At 62.9% G+C, this 22,761-nt stretch carries 20 protein-coding genes; 6 read left to right on the top strand and 14 right to left on the bottom strand.

Translation table 11 applies throughout. The features are described 5' to 3' along the window. Window positions 1-6: 6 nt before the first annotated feature. Window positions 7-699, bottom strand: coding sequence for a rhomboid family intramembrane serine protease (locus F7R02_RS11460; protein ID WP_003482177.1), 693 nt, complete (start codon window positions 697-699; stop codon window positions 7-9). Between the two features lie 218 nt (window positions 700-917). Between F7R02_RS11460 and F7R02_RS11465 the strand changes: the two genes are divergently transcribed. The 3 genes from F7R02_RS11465 (at window position 918) to F7R02_RS11475 (ending at window position 4,537) form a co-directional block, all read left to right on the top strand. Next, entirely contained in the window at window positions 918-2,258 is a 1,341-nt protein-coding gene (locus tag F7R02_RS11465) for an outer membrane protein transport protein (protein ID WP_078589041.1), read from the top strand. A 269-nt stretch (window positions 2,259-2,527) separates the two neighbouring features. Next, a complete protein-coding gene (locus F7R02_RS11470; RefSeq protein ID WP_078589043.1) occupies window positions 2,528-3,229 on the top strand; it encodes a 2OG-Fe(II) oxygenase in 702 nt (233 codons plus the stop codon). A 180-nt stretch (window positions 3,230-3,409) separates the two neighbouring features. Continuing rightward, complete coding sequence (locus F7R02_RS11475) at window positions 3,410-4,537, top strand: PA0069 family radical SAM protein (RefSeq protein ID WP_078589045.1); 1,128 nt, start codon at window positions 3,410-3,412, stop codon at window positions 4,535-4,537. A 210-nt stretch (window positions 4,538-4,747) separates the two neighbouring features. Here the strand turns inward: F7R02_RS11475 and F7R02_RS11480 are convergent, their stop codons facing one another. After that, a complete protein-coding gene (locus F7R02_RS11480; RefSeq protein WP_005912457.1) occupies window positions 4,748-5,338 on the bottom strand; it encodes a hypothetical protein in 591 nt (196 codons plus the stop codon). Next, window positions 5,338-5,967 carry a hypothetical protein gene (locus F7R02_RS11485; RefSeq protein ID WP_078589049.1) on the bottom strand — a complete coding sequence of 210 codons (630 nt, stop codon included), beginning with the start codon at window positions 5,965-5,967 and terminating at the stop codon, window positions 5,338-5,340. The genes F7R02_RS11480 and F7R02_RS11485 overlap by 1 nt, the downstream gene beginning before the upstream one ends. A 472-nt stretch (window positions 5,968-6,439) precedes the next feature. Here F7R02_RS11485 and cls point away from each other — a divergent pair, with 472 nt between their 5' ends. The 3 genes from cls (at window position 6,440) to F7R02_RS11500 (ending at window position 9,019) form a co-directional block, all read left to right on the top strand. After that, window positions 6,440-7,900 (top strand): cardiolipin synthase, encoded by a 1,461-nt coding sequence (cls, locus tag F7R02_RS11490; RefSeq protein WP_005912453.1) that lies wholly within the window; start codon window positions 6,440-6,442, stop codon window positions 7,898-7,900. Between the two features lie 74 nt (window positions 7,901-7,974). Next, window positions 7,975-8,244 (top strand): hypothetical protein, encoded by a 270-nt coding sequence (locus F7R02_RS11495; RefSeq protein ID WP_005912451.1) that lies wholly within the window; start codon window positions 7,975-7,977, stop codon window positions 8,242-8,244. Window positions 8,245-8,251: 7 nt separating this feature from the next. Further along, window positions 8,252-9,019, top strand: coding sequence for a pyridoxine 5'-phosphate synthase (locus tag F7R02_RS11500; protein WP_003482190.1), 768 nt, complete (start codon window positions 8,252-8,254; stop codon window positions 9,017-9,019). Window positions 9,020-9,279: 260 nt separating this feature from the next. Here F7R02_RS11500 and F7R02_RS11505 read toward each other — a convergent pair whose 3' ends face one another. The 11 genes from F7R02_RS11505 to dnaA form a co-directional block, all read right to left on the bottom strand. Then, window positions 9,280-9,693, bottom strand: a complete 414-nt coding sequence (locus F7R02_RS11505; RefSeq protein WP_005912449.1) for an ExbD/TolR family protein — start codon at window positions 9,691-9,693, stop codon at window positions 9,280-9,282. Between the two features lie 2 nt (window positions 9,694-9,695). Continuing rightward, entirely contained in the window at window positions 9,696-10,118 is a 423-nt protein-coding gene (locus tag F7R02_RS11510) for an ExbD/TolR family protein (protein ID WP_005912447.1), read from the bottom strand. A gap of 46 nt (window positions 10,119-10,164) precedes the next feature. Next, window positions 10,165-10,926 carry a TonB-system energizer ExbB gene (gene exbB / locus F7R02_RS11515; RefSeq protein WP_005912445.1) on the bottom strand — a complete coding sequence of 254 codons (762 nt, stop codon included), beginning with the start codon at window positions 10,924-10,926 and terminating at the stop codon, window positions 10,165-10,167. A gap of 85 nt (window positions 10,927-11,011) precedes the next feature. Next, window positions 11,012-11,680: an energy transducer TonB gene (locus F7R02_RS11520; protein WP_005921855.1), complete on the bottom strand. Its 669-nt coding sequence runs from the start codon at window positions 11,678-11,680 to the stop codon at window positions 11,012-11,014. A 153-nt stretch (window positions 11,681-11,833) separates the two neighbouring features. Beyond that, a complete protein-coding gene (locus F7R02_RS11525) occupies window positions 11,834-13,027 on the bottom strand; it encodes a tetratricopeptide repeat protein (protein ID WP_005912441.1) in 1,194 nt (397 codons plus the stop codon). Between the two features lie 277 nt (window positions 13,028-13,304). After that, complete coding sequence (locus F7R02_RS11530; RefSeq protein WP_078588824.1) at window positions 13,305-14,111, bottom strand: M48 family metallopeptidase; 807 nt, start codon at window positions 14,109-14,111, stop codon at window positions 13,305-13,307. Between the two features lie 183 nt (window positions 14,112-14,294). Continuing rightward, window positions 14,295-15,131, bottom strand: coding sequence for a CPBP family intramembrane glutamic endopeptidase (locus F7R02_RS11535; RefSeq protein WP_003482209.1), 837 nt, complete (start codon window positions 15,129-15,131; stop codon window positions 14,295-14,297). Window positions 15,132-15,198: 67 nt separating this feature from the next. After that, on the bottom strand, window positions 15,199-17,643 hold the full coding sequence (gyrB, locus tag F7R02_RS11540; protein ID WP_078588822.1) for a DNA topoisomerase (ATP-hydrolyzing) subunit B: 2,445 nt from the start codon (window positions 17,641-17,643) through the stop codon (window positions 15,199-15,201). A 114-nt stretch (window positions 17,644-17,757) separates the two neighbouring features. Further along, window positions 17,758-18,864 (bottom strand): DNA replication/repair protein RecF, encoded by a 1,107-nt coding sequence (recF, locus tag F7R02_RS11545; protein ID WP_078588820.1) that lies wholly within the window; start codon window positions 18,862-18,864, stop codon window positions 17,758-17,760. Between the two features lie 1,052 nt (window positions 18,865-19,916). Next, a complete protein-coding gene (gene dnaN / locus F7R02_RS11550) occupies window positions 19,917-21,017 on the bottom strand; it encodes a DNA polymerase III subunit beta (protein ID WP_005912436.1) in 1,101 nt (366 codons plus the stop codon). 276 nt (window positions 21,018-21,293) lie between these two features. Next, entirely contained in the window at window positions 21,294-22,622 is a 1,329-nt protein-coding gene (gene dnaA, locus F7R02_RS11555; RefSeq protein ID WP_005912430.1) for a chromosomal replication initiator protein DnaA, read from the bottom strand. Between the last annotated feature and the right edge of the window lie 139 nt (window positions 22,623-22,761).

Genomic DNA, 22,761 nt, shown 5'->3' on the forward strand with positions numbered 1-22,761 from the left:
CGCGCCTCAGAAGCCGTGGCGCTTGCGCAGCCGCCGCGCGATCGCCGCGCGCACATACAGGCCGTACACGATGCCGAACACGAAACCGGCGATATGCGCCGACCACGCCACCATGCCGAACGCCGGGCCGATGTAGGCGAACACCACCTGCAGCAGTGCCCAGGCGCCGATCAACAGCGGCGCCGGCACCCGGATGAATTCCAGAAACACGCCCAGCGGCAGGACAACGCCCAGCTTGGCGCCCGGAAACAGCGCCAGGTACGTGCCGATCAACGCCGACACCGCACCCGAGGCGCCGATGATCACCCGGTCCGGCGTGCCGATGGCAAAGATCGCCGCCAGGTTGGAGGCCGCGCCGCCAACCAGAAACAGCAGCAACAACCGCCACGGGCCCAGGATACGTTCGGCCGGCAGCCCGAAGATCAGCAGGAACACCAGGTTGCCGAGCAGATGCGACCAGTCGGCGTGCAGGAACAGGGCCGTGAACAGGCGCAGCACGCTGCCGTCGCGCAAGGTGGCCCACCAGTCGCCCAGATTGGAGACGCCGCTGGACAGGGCGCCCCAGTCCAGCCACAACGTATTGCGCGCCTCGCCCGGCCGGCTGATCGACCACAAATACGCCAACCACACCGTGGCGAACAGCAACGGCACCGCCCAGCGCGGGGTGGGTTTCTTGCGGGAAGGAAGAGAGACGAACATCGGACGGGGACAATAGCCGGTCCACGCTGCTGAACCCAGCCCTAACCTGACGGCGCGTTCAGCACAGGCCTTGTTATTGTTCGGTTAATCGTCATGGGTATACTGCGTACGGCGTCGTATGTCGGGGGGGGGTCTCCGGCGCGCTCCGGGCACTGGATTGGTGCTGGACGCGGGCGCTGAACCGACCATTGCAGTCCTTATCCGGAGAGCTACAACTTATGTCTACCGCTTCCACTCTCAGCCGCGCCACCCTCTTGGCCGTCGGTATCGCTGGCGTGCTGGCCGTTGGTCAGGCGCACGGCGCCGCGTTCCAGCTGAAGGAAAACAGCGCCAAGGGCCTTGGCCGCGCATTCGCAGGTTCGGGCAGCGCCCCGGATGATGCCTCCATCATCGCCACCAACCCGGCCGGCATGCGCCAGCTGGACGGCCGCCTGTTCCAGGCCGACGTCAGCGCCATCAGCTTTTCGGCCAAGTTCCAGCCCGACACCGCGGCCTACGCCAACGGCGCGCCGGTGTCCGGCGGCAACGGCGGCGACGCCGGCATGATCGCGCCGGTCCCGGCGATGTACTTCCACGTGCCGTTCGGCGAGAACGACAACATGCACCTGGGCACCTCGCTGACCGTGCCGTTCGGCTTCAAGACCGAATACGACCGCGACTGGGTCGGCCGCTACCACGGCACCAAGACCGAGCTGCAGGCGATCGACTTCAACGTCGCGTTCTCCTATGACGTGAACCCGTACGTGTCCTTCGGTGCCTCGTTGTTCGCCGAGCGTCTGGATATCGACCTGGCCAACGCGGTGGATTTCGGCAGCGTGCTGGCTGCGCGCCGCGTGCCGGGCTTCGCGCCGGGCAGCGCCGATGGCTACTCGCGCATCAAGGGCGACAGCACCGAAGTGGGCTTCACCCTGGGCGGCTTGTTCAGCATCGATGAGAACACCCACATCGGCTTCAGCTACCGCTCGCAGGTGGAACACAAGATCACCGACGGCACCGCCGACTTCACCGTGCCGGGCAGTGCTGCCGCCGTGCTGAGCGTGGCCGCACCGGGTACCTTCGTCGATACCAAGGGCCGCGCCACCGTCAAGCTGCCGGCCAGCGCCACCGCCAGCTTCACGCATAACGTGAACGAGCAGTGGTCGATCATGGCCGACGTCACCCGCACCGCCTGGAGCAAGTTCGACCAGGTGACCGTGGACTTCGCTTCCAACCAGCCCGACAGCGTGCTGGACTTCTCCTACCGCGACACCACCTTCGCCTCGATCGGTGCCGACTACCGCCTGAGCGATACGGTGACCCTGCGCGGCGGCCTGGCGTACGACCAAACCCCGACGACGGCCGAACACCGCGACGTGCGCGTGCCGGACGCGAGCCGCAAGTGGGTTTCGCTGGGTATGAGCTGGCGTCCGTCGGCGCAGACCGAGTACAACTTCGGCTACACCCACCTGTTCACCAGCGACCCGACCAGCGACACCCGCAGCGCCACCGGCGACCGTCTTGCCGGCAGCTACGACGTGAAGGGCGACGTGCTGGCCGCGTCGATCAACTACAAGTTCTGATCGCCGCAGCACGCGTTGAGTGGCCAAAAACCCCGCTTCGGCGGGGTTTTTCTTTGTTGCCTTGCACGCTCCACACACGACACGGGCAGCCATCACACGCAACAAGCGAAGCAGGCAGGACGCATCGCCTCAGCGCAGCGCTTCACCCCCCTGCGCGGTGTCGCCACCTAGCCGCGTACTGGGATGCCAACAACGTCGCGTACCGATCCAGCCTGCGCAATGCATGGCGAACGCTGCAACCGGCGCGACAGATTGCTATGGTCAGGCGCATGAGCCAACCCGACTTCATCCAGATCACCGATAACGCCATCGCGCACGGAGATTGCGTGGCCATCGTGCAGCGCATGCGCCAGAGCCAGCAGCTGCATCCCGGCCGCATCGGTGGCGGCGTCTTTCCCGACCTCAAACACAGCCGCGACCTGCGCATCAGTGGGATGGCCGAATGGGCCGAAGTGGAAAACCGCCTGCAACAGGTGGTGTTCGAGGGCGTGCTCACCTACCTGCGGCAGTATCCGCAGGCGTTGATTTCACCGCTGATGCTGCAGGTCACCACTGCCGATGGCAGACCGCATCGCCTGGTGGCCGAGGACATCGTGCAGATGAGCGACCAGGCACTGGGCGATCTGGCACGCACCTGCCTGCGCCCGGGCGCGATCAATCTGCAGTGGTACACCGCCGACCAGGGCGGCTACCCGTACTGGCATTGCGAGCTGTATCCGCGCGATGCCAATGCCGACACGCTGCATCGGCATCTGCTGTGGACGCTGTATCTCAACGACGACTTCGCGCAAGGCGAAACCGAATTCCTGTTCCAGCAACGCAAGGCGCGCCCACGCACCGGCAGTCTGCTGATCGCCCCCACCGCCTTCACCCATACCCACCGCGGCAACCGCCCGGTCGGCGGCGACAAGTTCATCGCCACCAGCTGGATCCTGTTTCAATCGGCGCAGGCGCTTTACGGCGGGGAATAGGGAATCGGGAATGGGGAATCGCAACGGCGGCGCTTTCTGTTGCTGCTGCTGTTGCTTTACCGATTCCCGATTCTCCATTCCCCCAGTTGCGACTGCGCACCGCATCGCAACGCTTGTGCTCGCTCCTCGGACCAGTACACGTCGCTTGCACCGCGCATCATTAGTAATAATACTAACAGCATGCAGAAGAACTCTTTCCCCAGCGCGAGTGCGGCAGCGGAGCGGGATGTCCACAGCTCGCGCACGGTCATCAAGGGGCGCGGCACCACCGCCTACGTGCCCGGTCGCTTCTCGGTCACCACCGCCGTCGAGATAGACGATGGCTGGGGCGCGCTCGATGCCGATGGCGAGACCGCCATGCGCCCCAAGACCGTGGTGGCCGAGGAAATCGCACGCAGCATCATCAGCCGCAACAACTCGCCCGACATCGGGTTCTCGCAGTCGGTGAACCCGTACCGGGGATGTGAGCACGGCTGCGTGTACTGCTTTGCCAGACCCTCGCACGCGTATCTGGATCTATCGCCGGGGCTGGATTTCGAAACGCGGATCTTCGCCAAGCCGAATGCGGCCGCGCTGCTGCGCGCGGAGATCGCACGCCCGTCCTACCAGTGCTCGCCGATCGCGTTGGGGATCAATACCGACGCCTACCAGCCCGCCGAGCGGCGCCTGCGCATCTCCCGGCAATGCCTGGAAGTGCTTGCGGAGGCCCGTCACCCGGTCAGCTTCGTGACCAAGGCGGCGTTGATCGAACGCGACATCGATGTGCTGGCCGAGATGGCGCAGCACAACCTGGTGTCGGTGTATTTCTCGGTCACCACGCTCGACAATCGGCTTGCGGCGAAGATGGAGCCGCGCGCCGCCGCGTCGCATGCGCGACTGCGCGCCATGCAGGCGCTACACGCTGCCGGCGTACCGGTAGGCGTGCTGGTCGCTCCGGTCATCCCGATGATCAACGACAAGGAACTGGAGCGCATTCTGGACGCGGCCGCAGCCCACGGCGCACGTTCGGCCGGCTACGTGTTGCTGCGCCTGCCGCACGAACTCACCCAGTTATGGCGCGAGTGGCTCGAGTTGCACTATCCGGATCGTGCCAAGCATGTCATGAGCCTGGTCCAGCAGATGCGCGGGGGCAAGGACTACGACAGCCGCTTCGGCAAGCGCATGGTCGGCGAGGGCCCGTTTGCAGAACTGATCGCGCAGCGTTTTTCCATCGCGTATCGGCGCCTTGGATTCGGGCGATTGCCCAGACTCGATACCACGCACTTCCGTCCACCCAGACCGGACACGCCGCAGCTTAATCTTTTCTAATTTTTCTATGCGGTTTGCGATGCTAGTTCGACTCCGGCTAAGAATCGCAGTGTCTCATGTCGTTATGCGGAGATAGGCGGGTATTCCGAGGTCGCGGGTTCAATGACACCTCGCCACGTTGAAACCCTGGATCCGAAATAGCAGTGCACATCCAATCGTTAGGCTACGTGTATTTGCAATGTTGGGCCGATCAACCAGGATTGCTTACTGTCAATCGCCGCCGGAATGAGGAAGGACAACGGAGATAGGTCGCTTGCCATCCGCAGCCTGGAAAGCACCGGGCCAAAAGGCGATGATGCCAGCAGCACAGCTGCCTCTTTCGCAGTTAACTGTGATGTCGCCGGAGTTTTCCGGATGAACTGCTGCCACTGCGATCACGACCGCCAGGCTTCCAGCCAAATACCAATAGAGGCTCACCGATCGTTTCCTAGCGAGCAGCACTGACAAAGAAAAGAGAACGGCAAAGAAGCCTGCTCCCAGAAGCGCTTTAAGCCAGGTGCCCAAAAAATTGTGGGTGTGCACCAAGCCAGAGAAGGCATAGGTGGCGAGGACTGAAAACGTCAGCCAAGCAGCAACAGCCATGATGAAGGCCGCCCCTGCGGTCTTATGTCCACGCCACACCAAATCTGCTTGCAGCACAAAAAACGCTAAAAGCAGAATGGGAGCTACTGCATAGCACAGCAGTCCGATCTGACGTTGAGTCGCCACAAAGAGCACCGAGCAAGCCAACGTGCCCGCAAGCAGAACTGTTTCACGAAAGCGCAGGCCTAACCTGCGCCCCCTGATGCGGAAGGTCCTCATTACTTGACTTGGACCACATCGCCGACAAGGACAGTGCCACTACCTACCGTCACTGTGCCTCCAGAGATGGTGGCTGCACCACTTGACGTGAGCCAGTCTATGCCGCGCTGGTAGTCGGGCCGAGATGCTGCGCCCGGGCTTTCGTAGGAACTGTAATCGACATTGATCGGCTCACTGCTGGACGTCCCAATGAGATTGCCCGCCGAATCGTAGGCTTCAACGTAAACAATGGCGCGCTTTGCGGAATCATAGGCGAAAATCGCTCTGCTCTTGTCGTTGAAAGTGGTATCAATACGGATGCTGTAGTCCTCCGAACTCCTCCATTTATAGGCGTTGGAGAGAACCTGTTGGATGAAGAAGATGAAATTTTCGCCTGTATTGGGCACTTGCCAGTCGTTTTTTTCAAGCCACTGGATGACTTGTTGACGGGTCGCACCTTCCCGGCGTACGTCGAAGGCGCTAGCAAAGGCAGACGACTCGTCGGACGCCACCTCAACCATTCTGCTGACCGAGCTCGGTGCAACAGTTCCATTCGCCAAGTCGATCTTTACGTTGAGCGTGCCGATATTTCCATAGCTCCGATACACCAACGAGTAGATCGCGAATTGGTCGGCATCCGCTTGAGACACGGGCTGCTCTTGAATCCCGGGTGGTGCCACCGAGACGGGGCCGTTTACAGTATTGACTGTGTAGAGGTATGGAACGCCTGTAGTGCGATCACCGATGTAGACTTGGCCAAGACCGGAGGTCAGCTGAGTTGCTAGTACTCCTCGCTGAGTCTGCGTGCACGAATCGCAGAAGTGAATGTCATTTGCAGTGGCTTTTCCGACAAATCCTAAGAGCACCAAGCTGCTGAACATTGCGATCATCTTCATCGTCAAAAGCTCCGTTTCGATCCCCTGCTGCACGAGTGTCACTGCCTTCATGGCTACCGTCAAACCTCAATCCAGGCGTCATTTGCGAAGGTCGAGCTTGATCACATTAGATTGTTGTGATGTCCGAGCACCCTGCGAACAATCACGCGCGATCATCGGAGCTCGAGCAGCACTGCGGCAGTCCAGGCGCCCGTCAGACCGCTGCAGCGGCTCTTAGAATCCGCGCATGCTCGCACTTGCACAGGGCGCGTGGGAGTGGCTGGCCACCATTCCCCACCTCGAAGCGCTCCTCCTCGCCGCCTATGTGCTGTACCTGCTATGGATCGCCGGCTGGATCGTGCTGCAGAAGCGCGAACCGGTGGCCACGCTGAGCTGGGTGTTGTCGCTGGCGGCGCTGCCGTACCTGGGGCTGCTGATCTACTACTGGCTCGGGCCGCAAAAGGTCAAACGGCAGCGGCTGCGGCGCGGGCGCTCGCGCTCGGGCATGGAGAGCTACAGCAGCGTCTGCCCGCCGGATGCCGATTGCACCGAGCTGGCCAAGATCGCCCAGTCCACCACCGGGCTGGCGCCCAGCAGCGCCACCGAAGTGCACTGGCTGGTGGATGGCGCTGCCACGTACGCCGCCATCATCGAAGCGATCCGGGGCGCACGCGACCATATCCATCTGGAGTACTACATCTTCCAGCCCGACCACAGCGGCACCGCGATCTGCGCTGCGCTGATGGAACGTGCCCGTGCCGGGGTCAAGGTGCGGCTGCTGATGGATGCGATCGGCTCATCGGCAATGACCCGACGCGCCTTGCGCACGCTGCGCGAGGCCGGGGTGGAAACCGCCTGGTTCCACCCCTCGCAGTTGCTCAAGCCATTCAAGCGGCCGTGGTTGAACCTGCGCACCCACCGCAAGGTGATCGTCATCGATGGCCGCATCGGTTTCACCGGTGGCATCAACGTCACCGACGACGAGAACGAGCAGGTGCGCAAGCAGGCGTATCGCGATCTGCACGTGCGCCTGCAAGGCCATGTAGTGCGCAGTCTGCAGCTGGTGTTCCTGGAGGATTGGCTCTATGCCACCAGCCAGGGCCGCGCAGCTTTCCACGGCCAGCAGCTATGGCCCGACGATATGCCCACCCGCGCGCAAGGCACGGTCGATGCGCAGGTGCTGGTGTCGGGTCCGGATTCGTCGTGGGAAGCGATCCACCGCCTGATGGTCGCCGCCATCCATGAAGCCAAGCACCGCGTGTGGCTGGTGACTCCATATTTCGTGCCCGGCGAAGCGGCGCGTATGGCGCTGACCTCGGCCGCGCTCGGCGGGCTGGACGTGCGCCTGTTGGTGCCGCGGGTCAGCGATTCGCGCCTGGTCACCTACGCGGCACGCTCATATTTCGACGAGCTGCTGGAAGCCGGTGTCCGCATCTACGAGTACGGGCCGCGCATGCTGCACACCAAGGCGCTGCTGGCCGACGACGATGTCTGCATCGTCGGCAGCGCCAATTTCGACAGCCGCAGCTTCCGGCTGAATTTCGAGCTGTCGATGCTGTTCCGCGACCAGGCCGTGGCGGCAGAGATGGCCGGGCTGATCGGCACCGATCTGCAACAGGCGCAGGAAGTGCAATTCGCGCGACACCGGCCGTTATGGCGCTCGCGCCTGCCCGAAGCGTTTGCCCGGCTGCTGTCGCCGCTGCTCTGACCAACGGTGCGGTGCCCACGTGGAACCGCGCCGGGCGCGGCGCTACACTGCCGCCACTCAACGGGGAGCTCGTCATGCACTGGCTGTTTCTGCTTATGGCACTGGGTGCGCTGGTGCTGGCCTTCAGTACGCCGCACGTGTGGTTGCTGGTGGCCTCGCTGCTGGTGGCGTTGCTGCTGCTGCTGTTGTGGACGCGCGGTTGGTTCGCCTCGCGCATGGGCGACACCCAACGCGATACCAGCAGCATGATCGACCCGGCCGAGCTGCGCCGCCTGCGCGAGCTGGCAGAAGCACGCAAGTCGGCTGCCCTGGCCGCCGCACGCGACAGCGAGCCGCAGGCCTGATCGCCGCATGACCACCCAGCTCAGCGTCAACGTCAACAAGATCGCAGTCCTGCGCAACTCGCGCGGCGGCGCCGACCCGGACGTGGTGCAGGCCGCACGCGCCTGTATTGCCGCCGGCGCGCACGGCATCACCGTGCATCCGCGACCGGACCAGCGGCATATCCGCGCCGACGATGTGCTGGCGCTGAGCGCGCTGACACGCGAGCACGGAGTCGAATTCAATATCGAAGGCAACCCGTTTGCGCCGCCGCGCGGCGATTATCCGGGTCTGCTGGAGTTATGTCGTGCCACGCGCCCCGAGCAGGTCACCCTGGTACCGGATGGCGATGGACAACTGACGTCCGATCACGGTTTCGATTTTGCGCAGGACACCGTCCAACTCGCCGAGCTGATCACAGCGTTCAAGCGGCTGGGCAGCCGTGTCAGCCTGTTCGTCGATGCAGGTAACCCGGACATCGCCCGCGCGGCCACGCTCGGTGCGGACCGTATCGAGCTGTACACCGGCCCGTATGCCCACGCGCATGCCAGCGGCCAGGCCGATACCGCCTTGGCGCTGTTCGCCAACGCCGCGCAGCGTGCCAGTGCCGCAGGCCTGGGCATTAATGCCGGGCACGATTTGTCGCAAGCCAACCTGGGCGATTTTCTCGCCGCTGTGCCGGGTGTGCTGGAAGTCTCCATCGGCCACGCCTTGATCAGCGAAGCCCTGTATCAGGGGTTGGATGCAAGCGTGCGCGCGTACGTCGACATTCTGCGTAGCGGCCACGTTAGCGCTTAAGTTCATGCGGTAACGTCGGCATCGATGATCGATGCCTGGGTTGGCGACAACTACGTTCGCGTAAGTGGATGCTGCGGTGGCGTTGATCGACAGTCTTTCACAGCAATGGCCGCTTTGTTGCTTCGTACCGCACTCACGCTCGTTGGATCGCAGGCATGTCTGCAGGCACGATCACCCACCTAACACATAAAAAAACGCCACCGTTTCCGGTGGCGTTGCAGTCGCGTCATGACTGTTGTGTTGCGGTCTTGCAGATACGTTTACTGCTGCATGAAGCCGATTTTCTTCATCTGCGAGTTCTTCGCAGCGGCCAGCACCTTGGCCATCACCTCGTACTCCGCATCCGGATTTGCATCGATGCGCAGTTCCGGCTGATTGGTCGGATCGGCCTGCACCACTTCTTCCATCTTCTGTTGCAACACATCGACCGGAGTCGGGCTGTTGTTCCAGAACACCTGGTTGCTGGCGTCGATACGCAACTCGATCGGCGGCGGCGGTTCGGTCGTCTGCGGTGGCGGGTTGAGCACCCGCTGCGGCAGATCCACGGCGATCGGGTAGGTCATGATCGGCGCGGTGACGATGAAGATGATCAGCAGCACCAGCATCACGTCCACCAGGGGCGTGACGTTGATGTCGGCCATCGGCCCACGGCTTCCACCAGTACTAAATGCCATGGCTACTGCCCCTTCACTTTGGTTGCAACGAAACCGACGTCCAGCATGCCCTGACCCTGCGCGATCTTGGTGATCTCGTTGATCGTACGCATCTTGGTCGTGCGGTCGCCACGCAGGTTGAGCGGCGGCTGCGGGGTCTGCTGTGCGGCGGTGGACAGGCGCGACTCCAGGGCTTCCTTGGAAATCGGCTCGTCGTTCCAGTACAGCGACCCATCTTCCTTGACGGCCAGAGTGATCGGCGCGGCACGTTTCTCCGCATCTTCCTTCTGGATCAAGTTGGCCTCTGGCAGCTCCACCTTGACCTTATGGGACATCAGCGGTGCCGTAATGATGAAGATGATCAGCAGCACCAACATCACGTCCACGAGGGGCGTCACGTTGATGTCGGCCATCGGGCCACCGCTGTTTCCACTACTGAAGGCCATAACGGGCTCCGTCTAAATCGTTGCGAAGGCGTTCTTGACGACCGGATTAGCGAACGCGCGAACCGGTGGCGAAGAAGTCGTGCAGGTCGTGGGCGAAGGTGTCGAACTTGGCGATCACCGAGCTGTTGACCTTGGAGAAGAAGTTGAACGCAAACACGGCCGGGATCGCGACGAACAGGCCGATCGCGGTCATGATCAGCGCTTCACCCACCGGGCCGGCAACGGCGTCGATGGAGGCCGAACCGGTTGCACCGATCTTGATCAGCGCGCCGTAGATGCCCCACACGGTGCCGAGCAGACCGACGAACGGCGCGGTCGCACCGACGGTGGCCAGCAAGGTCATGCCCGACTGCAGCTTGGTGCTTTCGCGGGTCACGGCCTGACGCAGGGCGCGGTCGACGAACTCCGAACGGCTCAGGCTCTCGCCCAGGCCACCGGTGCTGCCTTCGGCGCGCTGGTGGTGCGCAGCAGCCTGGGCTGCGTCCAGTGCGATCTTGGAGAACGGCTCGGAAGCCGGCTGTTCTTCCATGGCGCGGATGGCGTCCTGTGCATTCGGGGCATCCCAGAACGCGGTGGTGACGCGGTCAGCCGCGCTCTTCAGGCGGGTGGCACGGAAGATGTTGATGACAGTCCAGTACCAGGAGGCAGCGGACATGGCGATCAGGGTGATCAACACGACCCAGGACACGGCGAAGTCGCCGGGGCTGGAGGTCATTTCGGTGATCAAGTGTTCGAAGCCCATCTGCGACAGAGCGGCCGACGGATTGGAGCCCCCTGCAGCGGCGGCGATAAAGAATTCCTGCAGCATGACGCTTACCTTTGTTGTGTGTGGTGATGAAGGGTGGAGCGAAAGGAAGACAGGATCCTGGGCCGACCGTGGCCGGCCCGTGGGATCAGTTCAGAGCAAAGTTGACCGGGACGCGGACACGTCCGGCAGCTTTCTGCCCGTTGACAGTGGAGGCGTTGAACTTCCACTTGCGTGCTGCGTCCATCGCGGCACGGTCAAGGTCGCGGTTGCGGCTGGACTTTTCGACCGACACGTTGGTCACGTTGCCGCTGGCATCCACATCCACGATCAGGATGACCTCACCTTGGACACCGGCACGGAATGCAGCCGGCGGGTACTTCGGCGGGTTCATGTTCTTGGACGAGATATCGACGCTGGCGCCAATGTCGCTCGGCGGAGCCGGAGGGCTCGGCGGGCTCGGCGGCGTGACGATATCGCTCGGACGCGGTTCGGGAACGTCGACCACCGGAGCTTCCGGCGGCGGCGGAACCGGTGACGGCTTCGGCGGCGACAGATTCTTGACCGGCGGCGGCGGCTTGTCTTCCGGCGGCGGCGGCGGCGGCGGCGGCGGGGGAGGCGGTGCATCCACCAAGGTGACCATGGTGGTGCGCTCCTTCTCTGCCGGAGCCTTCGGCGCCACTGCAGGGATCAGCAACATCATCAGTGCAGTGAGGTGCAAAGCAATTACAAAAGCAATGCCGATAATGCGGGCCCAGCTCAGACCCTGGTTCCCGGCATCGTAGTCATGCCTGTGGATAACGAGTTGTTCCGTCATGCGCCAATGGCTCTTTCAGTGGGGGCCCGGATCACTGTGATGATCCCCAGGTTTTCGGACGGCTTTGACACCGCAGGAACTCCCAAGCTTATACCAATCCCGAGGCCTGTAACTACTAAAAACACAGGGATTTCGGGGGTTTATTTTCTTTTTTTACTTCAGGTTGATGATCTTCTTGGCGTCTTCGGGTTTTTTAACACCCTTGGCGATCGCCTGCTGTGCGGCCTGCTTGGCCTCCGGGATGCGACCTTCCGAATGCAGCACCTTGGCCAGATTCAAGTAGGTCTCGCCATCCTTGGAAAGCGGTGCGGCCTTCTGCCAGTTTTCGATCGCCTTCGGTACATCGTCGCTGTAGTAATACGACTGGGCCAGGGCAAGGTATGTCTGATAATCAGGCTTGAGGATGCCTTTTTGCATACCCTCATTGATGACGGCGATGACGTCCTTTTCTTTGTTCTCGGTGTTGGCGTAGATGGAATACAACTGCTTGTATTCCTTTTCTTCGGTCAACTGACCGGAGGCACGCAGCTTGTCCATCACGCCTGCGGCCTTGTCCATCTGGTCGGCCTGCATGTACATGTTGGCCAGGTTGAGCTGGGCCTTTTTGTCGTTGGGCGTCTTGGCGGCCAGCGCCTCGGCGGCCGCAACGGCTTCGCCGGTCTGGCCAGCTTCGGCGTAGGACGCCATCAGCAGCTGGTTCCAGCTGTCCTTGGGCTCGGGCGAGGCAGCGATGGCCTGCTTCAACACCGGGATGGCTTCCTTGTAGCGCTCGGTCTGGTACAGCGCCTGGCCCTTGAGGATCAGATCTTCCGGACGCTGCGACTTGCTCTCCTCCAGATACTTGTCCAGCGTGGCCAGACCCTCGGCCTGCTGGTCGTCCTGCATCTGCAACTGCGCCAGCATCAGCATCGATTGGAAATGGCCGTTGTTGTCCAGCGCGTTCAGGCCGATGGCCTGCTGCAGGTACTTCTTGGCACCGGCGGTGTCGTCCAGGTTGTAGGCAGCCTGCGCGGCTAGCTGGGCCGCCAGCGCCTTGTCGGCGTCGTTCGCCGCGCTGTTGGCCAGGATCTCATCGGCCTGGGTGCGCACGCCTTGGTAGTCCTCGCCCTTGTTGAAGGTTTCGATCAGCTTCTGCAGCTTGCTGCTCAACTTCGAGGACGGCTTGATCGTCGGTGCCTGGCGGGTCGACTGCGGGTACAGCTCCTCGGCCTTGCCGCTCTTGGATTTACGGCTGGCCCGTTCGGAGGAACGGTCCGACTGCGCGACCGCATCGGTGACGACAGCCCCACCCAGCGACGCGGCGATGAACAGGGACAACAGGGCTTGCTTGCGGTTGAGCAGTTTCATGTTTCACCTCGGACGATCCGCCGTCGGGCGGTACGAAAAGCGGAATGGGCGCTGTACGAAAAATCTGAGCCGGCAAACTTAGCAGAAAGTCTCAGTTCCCGAAAACGGTTTCCATGTTGTGTTGCGGCAATCAGAAGCGGGGAACAGCTGTCTTAGCGTCGCTAACGGGCCGTGACCGGTGTGGTTGCGTCTGCGACCCCAGGGTAGGCAGGCATGCGTTGTACGGAATAGGTGTTCGTACGGGTTGACGGCAGCCGCGCGGATGTCGTCAGCGGCTCTAGCCACAACGCGGTGCGCGTCCGCTCTGCTTGGCCTGCTGGTACACCGGCTCGAGCTGGGCAACATCGGCCTGCAGTTCGCGGATGCGGTTGGCAGGATCGGGGTGGGTCGACAGCCACTGCGGTTGGCGATTGCCGCTGGCGGCCATCATGTTCTGCCATAGCGTCACCGCCTGCGCCGGATCGAATCCGGCCTGGGCCATCAGACGTTGGCCGACCACATCGGCTTCGCTTTCCTGGGTACGCGAGCCCGGCAGCAGGAATACTGTCTGGGCGGTTATACCGCCGACCTGATTGACTGCGCTGGCCGCCCCGTCGCCATAGGCGGCACCGGCGAGCGCGCCGATGATGCCCAGGCCCGTCTGCGCGCCGAGCTGACGGGTAATGCGCTCTTCGTGATGGCGCGAAATGACATGGCCGATTTCATGCCCGAGCACGGCGGCGAGCTGATCCTGCGTCTTGGCGACGGTAAAGATGCCGGTGTTGACACCGACCTTGCCGCCAGGCAGGGCGAAGGCATTGGCTTCGTTATCCACGAACAGCGCGGTTTCCCACTTGGTTTCGCGCCATTGCGGCGGCAGTTGCGCCACCAGTGCGTTGACCACGCATTGCACGTAGGCGTTCTGCTTGCCGTCGGTACTGACTTTTTCCTTGGCCTTGGTCTGCGCGAAGGATTGCGCGCCCAACTGGTCCAACTGCTGTTGCGATACGCCGCCCACCACCTGTCGGCGGCCGGTTGGCGAAGTTGTGGTGGCACACGCCGTCAGTGCAAGCACGGCAACAACGATCAACAGCCTAGCTTTCATTCGATCCCCCTAGAACCATGGAGGCATTTTGGCAGGCTCGTCTTAACTTTTCGTCAAACGGTTCCGCGCGGCCGATAACGCGTGCCGGGCCGGAGCGATCGGCTGTCCACGTGTGCGGATCCATTTGATGCCCAAGCGCCGCGCTGCTGCGGCTGGGTTCTCGCAAGCGACCGCTTTTGGGGCTCAGCCAAGCCCGAAAAAATACAGCGCTGCCAGGGCTGTGGCATTGTTGATGCCGTGCGCGGCAATCGGGGCCCACAACGTGCCGGTACGCCAGTACAGCCATGCGAACGCCGCGCCCATGCTGCCGTACACCAGCCACAGCTGCGCGATCGCGGCCGGGCCGTTACCACTGATGCCGGGTACTTCGTGCACCAGCGCGAAAATCGCTCCGCTAAGCACAATGCCCAGCCATGGGCGGGCGGCAGCGAGCAGACGCCCGAACAGCACGCGACGGAACAGCAGTTCCTCGTAAGCCGGCGCGATGATCACCGCAAACAGCGTCAGTGCCAGCGGCCATTGCTGGAGCGCTTCTTTCATCAACGGCAGGTTGGTGGGCACCGGCTTGATGCCCAACGCCGAAGCCGCCACGCTGACCAGATTGCTCAGCAGGAACACGGCGGCGGCGATCAGCGCGGTCCAGCCCCAGGTGGAGGCGCGGCGCGCGGCAGCCCGTGAAGCGGTTTGTTCGGCAGGGGTGGCGCGGCGACGCCAGTAGTACAACAGCAGCGCCGGCGTGGCCGTGCTGACCAGCGCGGTGAGCAGCTGCACCATGACACCGGGTTGGCCAATGGCGGCCATGACCTCGGTGGGCGAGGGGGTCAGCCCCTGCGCCTTGGCCGCCTGTACCTGGCCGAAGCCACGCACCGCGCCCCACAATGCAAAGCCGGCCACGCTGAGGGTCAACAGCAGGCCGCCAGCGATAAGCACGTCGACCCAGAAACCCACGAGCACGGGCAGCAGCGGCGGCTTGCCGGCAACCGTGCGTGGTGCCAGGGGCGGTGGAAGATCGGTGCGCATCGTCGTCCTGCGAGCACCGCACCGGCCGGCACGCCGCGGTTGCGACGTGTCGGCCGGTGCTGGTGACTCAGATATCCAGGTTGGACACCTTCAGCGCGTTGTCCTCGATGAAGTCGCGGCGTGGTTCGACCACATCGCCCATCAAGGTGCTGAAGATCTGGTCGGCGGCCACCGCGTCCTCGATGCGCACCTGCAACAGGCGACGCGTGTCGGGGTTGACCGTGGTTTCCCATAGCTGCTCGGCATTCATTTCGCCCAGGCCCTTGAAGCGCTGCACCTGGCGGCCCTTCTTGGCCTCGTCCAGCAACCAGGCATGGGCCTGCGCGAAGCTGGTGATCGGGTGGCTCTTGTTGCCGCGGACGATCTGGGCGCCTTCGCGCACCAGGTCGTGCAGGGCCAGCGACACCTCACGCAGCGGGCGCAGCTCGCCGCTTTCGAAGGCCCCCATCGGCAGCACCTGGGTGAACTCTTCGCCCATGTGGCGGCGGATGGCCACCAACGTGGCAGGCGCGTTGTCGCTGCCCGGGTCGAAGCGCAACTGATAGCGCGCGGTGCCCAGGGTGCCGCGATTGAGCACGGCCTGCAGCGCATCCAAAGTCGGATGCTGGTCGCCTTCGGCCTGCAGTTTTTCCACATCCAGTGGCGGCAGGTCGATCAGCGCGGTGAGCAGGGCCGGGTCGTAGCGGTGGGCGTTGCGCGCGATCGCTTCGTTGACGCTGGTGAACAGCATCAACAATTTCTCCAGCGCTTCGCCGGTGATCGGTGGCTCGTCGGTGGCCGGAATCAGCGCCGCACCTTCGACCGCATTGCTGGCCAGGTAGGCGTTGAGCGCCGCGTCGTCCTTCAGATACAGCTCGCTCTTGCCCTGCTTGAGCTTGTACAGCGGCGGCAGGCCGATGTAGATGTAGCCGCGCTCGATCAACTCCGGCATCTGCCGGTAGAAGAAGGTCAGCAGCAGGGTGCGGATGTGCGAGCCGTCGACGTCGGCGTCGGTCATCAGGATGATGCGGTGGTAGCGCAGCTTGTCCGGGTTGTACTCGTCGCGGCCGATGCCGGTACCGAGCGCGGTGATCAGCGTGCCGACCTGGTCGGAGGCCAGCATGCGGTCGAAGCGGGCGCGTTCCACGTTGAGGATCTTGCCGCGCAGCGGCAGCACCGCCTGGTTCTTGCGGTTGCGGCCCTGCTTGGCCGAGCCACCTGCCGAGTCACCCTCGACGATGAACAGTTCCGACAGTGCCGGATCCTTTTCCTGGCAGTCGGCCAGCTTGCCGGGCAGGCCGGCGATGTCCAGCGCACCCTTGCGGCGGGTGAGGTCGCGCGCCTTGCGCGCCGCTTCGCGCGCACGCGCGGCATCGACGATCTTGCCGGTGATGGCCTTGGCTTCGTTCGGGTTCTCCTGCAGGAACTCCTGCAGGCGCGCACCGAAGGCGTTTTCCACCGCCGGGCGCACATCCGAACTGACCAGCTTTTCCTTGGTCTGCGAAGAGAAGCTGGGGTCGGGCACCTTGACCGAAAGCACCGCGATCATGCCTTCGCGCATGTCGTCGCCGGTCAGCGCGACCTTGGCCTGCTTGGCGATGCCGTTCTGTTCGATGTAGGTGCTGAGCACGCGCGTCAGCGCCGCACGGAAGCCGGCCAGGTGGGTGCCGCCGTCCTTCTGCGGGATGTTGTTGGTGAAGCAGTACATGGTTTCCTGGTAGGCGTCGGTCCATTGCAGGGCCACGTCCACCATGATGCCGTTGTGCTCGCCGGTCACCGAAATCACATTCGGGTGCAGCGGCGACTTCAGCTGCGCCAGATGCTCCACGAAGCTGCGGATGCCGCCTTCATAATGGAAATCGTCGCGACGGCCTTCGCCGCGCTCGTCGATCAACGTGATCTTGACGCCAGAATTGAGGAAGGACAGCTCGCGCAGGCGCCGCGCCAGGATGTCGTAATGGAACTCGACGTCGCTGAAGATGGCCACGGACGGCTTGAAGCGCAGCGTGGTACCGCGCTTGGTCGAGGCTTCCAGCTGCTTGAGCGGGTACTGCGGCTCACCCAGCGCGTATTCCTGCTGGTAGTGGAAGCCGTCGCGCCAGATATCCAGCCACAGGTGCTCGGACAACGCGTTGACCACCGAGACGCCAACGCCGTGCAGGCCGCCGGAGACCTTGTAGCTGTTGTCGTCGAACTTGCCGCCGGCGTGGAGCACGGTGAGGATCACCTCGGCCGCCGACACGCCTTCTTCCTTGTGGATGTCGACCGGCACGCCGCGCCCGTTGTCTGAGACCGCCACCGAGCCATCGGCCAGGATTTTTACCACGATGTCGTCGGCATGCCCGGCAAGGGCTTCGTCGACCGAGTTGTCGACCACCTCGAACACCATGTGATGCAGGCCGGTGCCGTCATGGACGTCGCCGATATACATGCCGGGGCGCTTGCGGACGGCTTCCAGGCCACGCAGCACGGTGATCTTGCTGGAGTCGTAGGTGCCGTTGGGTGTTGGCGGGGTGTTTTGTTCGTCGGTCATGCGCGTGCCGTTGGCTCCACAACACGGGCGAAGGCAGCGATGACCGCTCCGCGCCGTGGGAAAAGGGGGATAGCGGACAAATTATACCAGTCGGCCCGTACCGGCCGTCGCGGCTCAGTTGACCGTTGCCTGTCGCGCAATCTGGCCGTGTTCCACGTGGAACTGCTGCAATAGTGCAGCTGCGTCTGCAAGGCCCGGTGGGGTCTCGGTTGCGGTGATGAGCACCTGCGCCGGCGCGGAAGCGAGCCGCTGCAGCACGCGCCCCTGATGATGCCGGTCCAGCTCCGAGCCCAGATCGTCCAGCGCGATGACCGGCCATTCGCCGCGTTCGAAGGCGAAGTCCTCGGCCTGTGCGAGCAGACAGGCAAGGGCCGTGAGCTTGGCCTGTCCCCGGGAAAGCGCGTCCTTGCCCGGGAGTGCGTGGAAGCTGGGCATCCAATCTGCGCGGTGCGGGCCTTGCGAGGTATAGCCGTTCTGGCGATCGCGCTCACGCGCAAGCAGGAGGGCGTCTGCCAACGAGACCTCGTGGCGCTTCCAGCCTGGGGCGAACGTCAGCGCAGACAGTCCCAGCGCCGGCGCGATGGCATCTGCCACTGAAACCAGCCGGTCCTGCAGGCGTTCCAGGTAGCGCATGCGCCGGGACGTCAGGGTTTCGCCGGATTCGGCGAGTTCGTTGTCCCATGCGTCCAGCATGCGTGGCTGCGCGCCCTGTTTCAGCAACGCATTGCGTTGTTTGAGGGCTCGCGCGTAGCGGCGCCACAGGGTTAGAAAAGCGGGTTCCACGTGGAACAGGCCCCAATCCAGAAAACGGCGGCGGGGTTCACCACCGCCACTGATCAATACGTGGCTGCCGGGCTCGAACGTCACCACTGCCAGCGCAGCGCAAAGAGAGCCAAGCTGCGCCACGTCTTCCCCGTCCAGGCGCCCTGTCCATTCCTGTCCGCTATGACGCAGGCCAGCCCGACGCGTCCGCTCGACCGCAGCGCCGCCGCCTTCTTTCCACTCCACGAAGACTTCGAGGTCGTTGGCACCTTGTTGGATCAGGCCGTCGCGGACGCGCCCGCGGAAGCTGCGGCCGTAAGCCATCAGGTGTAGCGCTTCGAGCACGCTGGTCTTGCCCGCGCCGTTGTCGCCGGTCAGCAGATTCAAGGCACTGGAGAGATGAAGCTCGACGGTTTGAAACCGGCGAAGCCGATGAATGGACAACCGCACTACATGCATCGATCGGTGTGCTCTGGGCTGTAATCCGGCATGCCGGTCGGTTCGAAGGATACGGGATCGGCATGAAACCGTGCAGACATGGCCGCCAGGAATGACCGGACAGGCAGGGGATAACATGTGGATAAAAACAGGGCCTGTGCAGGTGTTTTCGCTTATCCACAGCTTGTGCGTGAGAAAACAGGGCGGTAAACACAGGGTTTCGTCCCATAAATTTCCTTTACAAACAATCACTTAACATGTTTTTGCGCAAAATCTGGCCCTACCATCACCACAAAGCTCTTAAGTTATTTATAGATTTAAAAGCCAATTGCGATGTGTATAACTCAAAAACACCAGGGAACCGAACACGTGGACCGTGGCTAGCCGACATGCAAGACAGCAACCCGGTTGACCGAGTTTGAATCCTGAACCAATTCAGTTTCAACCTGGGTAACGCTTTACGAACTCAACTTGCTAGTTGGAGTCGATGTATTTCTCCGCTCGCTTTTGCTGCGTCTGGAACCAAGCAAGATCTAGGATCAAAGACCGGGCGAATGAACCCGATCGGCTCCGGCCAGGTCGAGACTGCCGGGGGTGACTGATTCGCAAGTTGCCAACCCCGTCCGAGCTTTTGCAACACTGCAGACGCGTGACGCAGCGATGCGCGCCTGTGGCACAAGTTCCACGATGGCCCCACGCACGCGGGAGCCGCGGTGAATCATGTCCTGACGTTGGCTAGCATGAAGCTCGGTCGCCGGCCGTCACCGGAGAACTTTGGCACTCGACGTGGACCGGTCTCGCCGCTGATGCCGGTGTCTAGCGAACACACAAAACCCGAGTGGCAAGGGGCCGGGGCGCGTTTGGTCGATCAAACGGACGCACAGCCGCGATGACTGCGCCAAGGGCTTTATCGCTGCAAGTCGTGCGCGATTGCAGTCGCTCAGCCTATCGGCGTGTGTGGTCTCCACAGGCGACCTGGCCGCGACAGCTCCCTGCACATAGCAAGCTACGAAACAGCGCAAACAAAAAGCCCGGCATCCGCCGGGCTTCCGTGTTCCACGTGGAACGAGATATCAGAGACGCAACGGCATCACCACATGACGCGACTTCTCGCTGCTGGCCTCACGCACCAATGCAGACGAATTGGCATCACGCAGCTGGATCACCACGTGCTCATCGCGCAATGCCGACAGCGCGTCGAGCAAATAGTTGACGTTGAAGCCAATGGCCAGATCGTCGACCTTGGTATCGGCCTCGATCTCTTCCTGCGCCTCTTCCTGCTCGGGGTTATGCGCGCTGATCTTCAGCTGACCCGGCGACACTTCCACACGGACACCGCGGTACTTCTCGTTGGACAGGATGGCCGCACGCTGTAGCGACGCGCGCAGCGCTTCACGATCCACCTTGACCTCGCGATCGGCGCCGATCGGAATCACTGCCTCGTAGTCCGGGAACCGCCCGTCGATCAGCTTCGAGGTAAAGGTCACATCACCGCGCTTGACGCGGATATGGCTGCGGCCCACTTCCAGCTCGACCTCGCGATCGGCACCTTCCAGCAAGCGCTGCAGCTCGGTCACGCCCTTGCGCGGCACGATGATCTGGCGCTTGGCGCCACCGGCTTTCTCCAGCTCCATCTCACATAGCGCCAGGCGATGACCGTCGGTGGCCACGCAGCGCAGCAAGCCGTCGCGCAGGTCGAACAACAGGCCATTGAGGTAATAGCGCACGTCCTGCTGGGCCATGGCGAACGCGGTGCGCTCGATCAGCTCCTTGAGACCGGCTTCGGGCACCACGACGCGTTCGGTCGCTTCGACTTCGTCCACAGACGGAAAATCGTTGGAAGGCAACGTCGCCAGGGTGAAGCGGCTCCGCCCGGCTTGCACAGTGACCTTGTCGCCGGTCTGCGAAATGGTGACGCGGCTGCCGTCGGGCAGGGCTCGCAGGATGTCGAACAGCTTACGCGCCGGAATCGTGGTTTCGCCGTCCTGCGCGTCCTCCACCAGCGTGCGCGAGATCATTTCCACTTCCAGGTCGGTGCCGGTCAACGAGACCTGTCCATCCTTGACCTGTACCAGCAAGTTGGCCAGGACGGGCAGGGTTTGACGGCGTTCGACCACATTGACCACTTGTGCCAATGGTTTGAGGAAGGCTTCGCGCTGCAGTGTAAAACGCATGTGGTTCCGTGCCCCTATGCTTTAAAAGATATGGAATAAATCAAAAGCTTGGTGGTGATGGTAGGGCCGTTTTCAGCGGATAACCACCATAACTGTTTGTTTCCAAAGACATTTCAGCACCTGAAACGCGTTGGACTAGTGCGCCTGAGCTGGTCGGAAAACCTGTGGATAGTTTTCGAGCCCGACTGCGGCGCAACGTTATCCACAGATTCTCCCGCATTTGACCCCAACGTTTCCACGCTTTTTTCCAGCCTGGCGCCGATGGCAGCCGATGGCTTACTCGCTGAGCTTGCGAATCAGCTTTTCCCAGTCCTCGCGGAGCTTGCCGTCGGCCTCCATCAACGTGCGGATCTGACGGCACGCATGCAGCACGGTGGTGTGGTCGCGGCCAGCGAAGGCATCGCCGATCTCCGGCAGGCTGTGCTCGGTGAGTTCCTTGGCCAGCGCCATCGCCACCTGGCGCGGGCGCGCCAGCGAGCGGGTGCGCCGCTTGGACAGCAGATCCTTCATTTGCAAGCCGTAGTAATCGGCCACAGTCTTCTGGATATTGGGAATGCCGATCGCCTGTTGCTGGGCGCGCAGCAGGTCGCGCAGCGTCTCCTGGGCAAATTCCACCGTGATCGAGCGCCCGGTGAAGTTGGCACGCGCCACCAGCGTGTTGAGCGCGCCTTCAAGGTCGCGCACGTTGGAGCGCATCTTCTTGGCGATCAGGAATGCCACGTCGTCGGGAATTTCGGCGCCGCGCTCGCGCGCCTTGGCCAGCACGATGGCCGCGCGGGTCTCGAAGTCCGGCGGGTCGATCGCCACCGACAGGCCCCAGGCCAGGCGCGACTTCAGCCGCGGCTCCAGGCCTTCGACCTCGCGCGGGTAGCGGTCGCAGGTCAGGATGATCTGCTGGCGGCCATCGAACAGCGCGTTGAAGGTGTGGAAGAACTCTTCCTGGGTGCGGTCCTTGCCGGCGAAGAACTGGATGTCGTCGATCAGCAGCGCATCGATCTGCTGGAACTGGCGCTTGAACTGGTCCATCGCCTTGTCCTGCAGCGCCCGGATCATCGCGCTGAAGAACTGCTCCGAACGCAGATACATCACCTTGGCGGCCGGATTGGCCTGACGCAGCGCATTGCCGGCCGCGAACATCAGGTGGGTCTTGCCCAGACCGGTGCTGCCGTACAGCAGCAACGGGTTGTGTGCACGGTCGCCGGGCTTCTGTGCAGCCTGGATCGCGGCCGCCAGGCCCAACTGGTTGCTGCGGCCTTCCACGAAGTTGGCGAAGGTGTAATGCGAATCCAGGTTGCCGGCGAACGGCACGATCGGTGCAGCCTGCGGCGCGCTCGGCACGGCCACGGGTGCAGGGGCCGGCTCGGGCGCGCGTGGACGCGAACCGACCGCCAGCGCGACGTCGCCATTGCCGGCGAAATACGCCAGCAATTCGCGAATGCGCGGCAGGTAACGTTCGCGCACCTGGTCGACGATGAAGGCGTTCGGGGCGTACAGCACGATGCTGTCGCCGCGATCTTCGGCTTGCAGGGGTTTCAACCAGGTGTGGACATCTTCGGGCGGGAATTCGGCTTCGAGACGTTCCAGACAGCGGGGCCAAGCATCCATCAAAGTATGATCATCTGTTGCTGGCTGCGGCGCGCAGAAAAGCGCCGTGCTCGCAGCCCGGTAGTGAAAAGAGGATGGACCAGCCTAGCACCGAGGGCAGGGTTTTCCCAGAGTTATTCACAGGGCAATCCACAGGCCA

This window comes from Xanthomonas cissicola, assembly GCF_008801575.1.
GTDB lineage: Bacteria > Pseudomonadota > Gammaproteobacteria > Xanthomonadales > Xanthomonadaceae > Xanthomonas > Xanthomonas cissicola.

Excerpts from the sequence above, each read along its gene's own strand:
- F7R02_RS11460 (WP_003482177.1), bottom strand. The coding sequence starts at position 699 with ATGTTCGTCTCTCTTCCTTCCCGCAAGAAACCCACCCCGCGCTGGGCG.
- F7R02_RS11465 (WP_078589041.1), top strand. The coding sequence starts at position 918 with ATGTCTACCGCTTCCACTCTCAGCCGCGCCACCCTCTTGGCCGTCGGT.
- F7R02_RS11470 (WP_078589043.1), top strand. The coding sequence starts at position 2,528 with ATGAGCCAACCCGACTTCATCCAGATCACCGATAACGCCATCGCGCAC.
- F7R02_RS11475 (WP_078589045.1), top strand. The coding sequence starts at position 3,410 with ATGCAGAAGAACTCTTTCCCCAGCGCGAGTGCGGCAGCGGAGCGGGAT.
- F7R02_RS11480 (WP_005912457.1), bottom strand. The coding sequence starts at position 5,338 with ATGAGGACCTTCCGCATCAGGGGGCGCAGGTTAGGCCTGCGCTTTCGT.
- cls (WP_005912453.1), top strand. The coding sequence starts at position 6,440 with ATGCTCGCACTTGCACAGGGCGCGTGGGAGTGGCTGGCCACCATTCCC.
- F7R02_RS11495 (WP_005912451.1), top strand. The coding sequence starts at position 7,975 with ATGCACTGGCTGTTTCTGCTTATGGCACTGGGTGCGCTGGTGCTGGCC.
- F7R02_RS11500 (WP_003482190.1), top strand. The coding sequence starts at position 8,252 with ATGACCACCCAGCTCAGCGTCAACGTCAACAAGATCGCAGTCCTGCGC.
- F7R02_RS11505 (WP_005912449.1), bottom strand. The coding sequence starts at position 9,693 with ATGGCATTTAGTACTGGTGGAAGCCGTGGGCCGATGGCCGACATCAAC.
- F7R02_RS11510 (WP_005912447.1), bottom strand. The coding sequence starts at position 10,118 with ATGGCCTTCAGTAGTGGAAACAGCGGTGGCCCGATGGCCGACATCAAC.
- exbB (WP_005912445.1), bottom strand. The coding sequence starts at position 10,926 with ATGCTGCAGGAATTCTTTATCGCCGCCGCTGCAGGGGGCTCCAATCCG.
- F7R02_RS11520 (WP_005921855.1), bottom strand. The coding sequence starts at position 11,680 with ATGACGGAACAACTCGTTATCCACAGGCATGACTACGATGCCGGGAAC.
- F7R02_RS11525 (WP_005912441.1), bottom strand. The coding sequence starts at position 13,027 with ATGAAACTGCTCAACCGCAAGCAAGCCCTGTTGTCCCTGTTCATCGCC.
- F7R02_RS11530 (WP_078588824.1), bottom strand. The coding sequence starts at position 14,111 with ATGAAAGCTAGGCTGTTGATCGTTGTTGCCGTGCTTGCACTGACGGCG.
- F7R02_RS11535 (WP_003482209.1), bottom strand. The coding sequence starts at position 15,131 with ATGCGCACCGATCTTCCACCGCCCCTGGCACCACGCACGGTTGCCGGC.
- gyrB (WP_078588822.1), bottom strand. The coding sequence starts at position 17,643 with ATGACCGACGAACAAAACACCCCGCCAACACCCAACGGCACCTACGAC.
- recF (WP_078588820.1), bottom strand. The coding sequence starts at position 18,864 with ATGCATGTAGTGCGGTTGTCCATTCATCGGCTTCGCCGGTTTCAAACC.
- dnaN (WP_005912436.1), bottom strand. The coding sequence starts at position 21,017 with ATGCGTTTTACACTGCAGCGCGAAGCCTTCCTCAAACCATTGGCACAA.
- dnaA (WP_005912430.1), bottom strand. The coding sequence starts at position 22,622 with ATGGATGCTTGGCCCCGCTGTCTGGAACGTCTCGAAGCCGAATTCCCG.